The sequence below is a fragment of the Rhodobacter flavimaris genome, assembly GCF_021378075.1.
Lineage (GTDB): Bacteria > Pseudomonadota > Alphaproteobacteria > Rhodobacterales > Rhodobacteraceae > Rhodobacter > Rhodobacter flavimaris.
This window is the reverse complement of the sequence record NZ_JAJUOS010000078.1, coordinates 1-285: the sequence shown is the minus strand read 5'-3', so window position 1 is coordinate 285 and position 285 is coordinate 1. Positions and strand designations below refer to the sequence as shown.

General features: G+C 73.3%; 1 protein-coding gene. It reads left to right on the top strand.

The window, feature by feature from the left end; translation table 11 throughout:
- Positions 1-285: penicillin acylase family protein (locus LZA78_RS17695; RefSeq protein ID WP_233678186.1), on the top strand; the 285-nt coding region annotated here is incomplete at both ends.

The following is a 285-nucleotide window of genomic DNA, read 5'->3' as shown; positions in this document are numbered from 1 at the left end:
GCTCACCTTCCACGACGAGCTGCGCGAGGACGTCCGGCCCGACGGGGGCGACCGCTGGTTCGGCGTCGTCGAGCAGCTCCTGACCGACCCGGCCGGCCCGTGGTGGGACGACGTGGAGACCGAGCAGCGCGAGTCGCGCGACGACGTCCTGCGCCAGGCGCTGATGGACGCCCGGGACGAGATGACGCGCCGCCAGGCACTCGACGCGGACGAGTGGTCGTGGGGACACCTGCACCAGCTCGACCTGCACAGCTCGACGCTGGGGGAGTCCGGCTTCGCCCCGGT